The organism is Azospirillum sp. B4 (genome assembly GCF_000333275.1).
Lineage (GTDB): Bacteria > Pseudomonadota > Alphaproteobacteria > Azospirillales > Azospirillaceae > Nitrospirillum.
In genome coordinates, this window is sequence record NZ_BACU01000271.1 from 1 (window position 1) to 1,634 (window position 1,634).

A 1,634-nucleotide genomic window follows, 5' to 3' on the forward strand; every position below is an offset into this window, starting at 1 on the left:
TTTTGTAGTTGGTGCCGGCGGGCCGGTCGGCCGGCGGCATGCCCGCCTTGGCGCGCTTGCGCTCCTCCTTGTCCGCCGCCAGCCGCTTTCGTGACAGCTTCACGACGAATGGCAACACGCTCTTCGCGGTGTCCGGGTTCTGCAGATGTGTCAGCCCATGGTGCAGGTCGGGAACGTTCGCCTTGAGCTCGATGGGAATGCGGACCACCAGGATTTCACTGAGTTCGATGTCTTCGGGACGCGCTTGGGAAGCTGGAGAAGGCATTTTTCACACTCGCGGAAAATCGGATGGCCATGGGTAGCTTATTTATAGCCCGAGCATGGTAGCCGCGGGAAGGCCCGAGCCCGCTTGCTTGGCGGCCGTCTCCGGTATAAATAACCCATGGTAGCTTAATCATGATCGGGATGATCTCTCGACACGATTATGTGCCACATGGAAATGATGGTGGCGAAATAACCTGTGCGAGGGGCTGCGGATGGTAGTGCAAAAGGTGCTGGCTGGCGGACCCGCGGGAAGTGGGGGAGCCGGTCCTGGTGCTGCGGCTGTCTTTGAGGGCTGGGTCCTGCGGGGCTGGACGTGGGTTCACCGTAATCGGGCGTGGCTCATCCCGGTCGTGCTGGCCGCGGTTGTTCTGGTGTTGTCCAGTCATTCGGCCTGGGCGGATAGCACCAATCCATGGGATGCGGCCGATCAATTCGGCAAGAAGACCACGGCCAATATCCAGACAAGCGGCCGCTGGATGTTCGCCCTGGTGGCGGTGGTCATGGGGGTTGTCGGGTTCTTCATGAGGAATCACACCACGGTCCTGATCTGGTTGGGAGCGGGGGCTGGTTTTTGCCTCGTTATTGCCATTGCTCCAGGCCTCGCCGATTGGCTTTTCAAGGCGGTGAGCATCACGCCCGACAGTGTCGGCCCCGGGTCATATCAATAATTTATCGGGGCCGGAGCAATGGTTAAGGATGCGAGCAGGCTTGGGTTGAAGGAAAGGACACCGCTCCTGCGGACGGTGATCTACCCACCTACGATCCTGGGCTGTCCGCTGCTGGCCTATCCGCTCAATTTCGCCGTGTCGATGCTTCTGAGCGGCCTCGTCGGCGCCATCACGGGCGCGGGTTTCCAGGCCGAGCTATTCCCTTTCGTGTTCGTGCTTCAGCACCTCTACTGGTGGTGGCGGTCGTCCCGGGACCCGTTCATATGGCGGGTGCTTTGGGAGCGGTATGTCGGAGGCAGGCCTTGGCCAGCGGCCCGGGCCAGCCAGCACGACGCCAATACCAAGGATACGTGCCGGCTCAGCCTTTAGGCCCAAATTTGGGGGGCGTATCCGCTATGGGGGATGCCAGCGGTTTCATAGCGAGCCAATCGCCGGTCTGGGTGCAGGCGGCCATGTGGGGCTGCGGCATGATCGCCGGCGGCTTGTTGACTTTCATGGCCACGCCGCTGTTCCAGCGCGTCGTCTTGCGCAAGACCAAGCGGCAGGACATCGGCGCCATCGTGGAACAGAGCTTTTACGAGCTTCTGAACGACGGACAGACGGTGAAGTCGCCGGATGGCAGCTTGACCTGCGTCGTGTCCGTTGGCGGGCAGGAACTGTCGTCCCTCTCGCTCGCCGAGAGGGCCGAGAGGGTCCTGAGGA

The 1,634-nt window shown here is 61.6% G+C and carries 3 protein-coding genes; 2 read left to right on the plus strand and 1 reads right to left on the minus strand.

The genetic code is table 11. The features are described from left to right. Positions 1-208, minus strand: a 208-nt coding sequence (locus tag I55_RS11835; RefSeq protein ID WP_044560765.1) for a hypothetical protein, incomplete at its 3' end; no start/stop codon positions are given. 406 nt (positions 209-614) lie between these two features. Here I55_RS11835 and I55_RS11840 point away from each other — a divergent pair. Next, complete coding sequence (locus I55_RS11840; RefSeq protein WP_148293687.1) at positions 615-932, plus strand: hypothetical protein; 318 nt, start codon at positions 615-617, stop codon at positions 930-932. A 395-nt stretch (positions 933-1,327) separates the two neighbouring features. Then, the coding region (locus tag I55_RS11850; RefSeq protein WP_044560768.1) for a hypothetical protein at positions 1,328-1,634 on the plus strand (307 nt) is incomplete at its 3' end.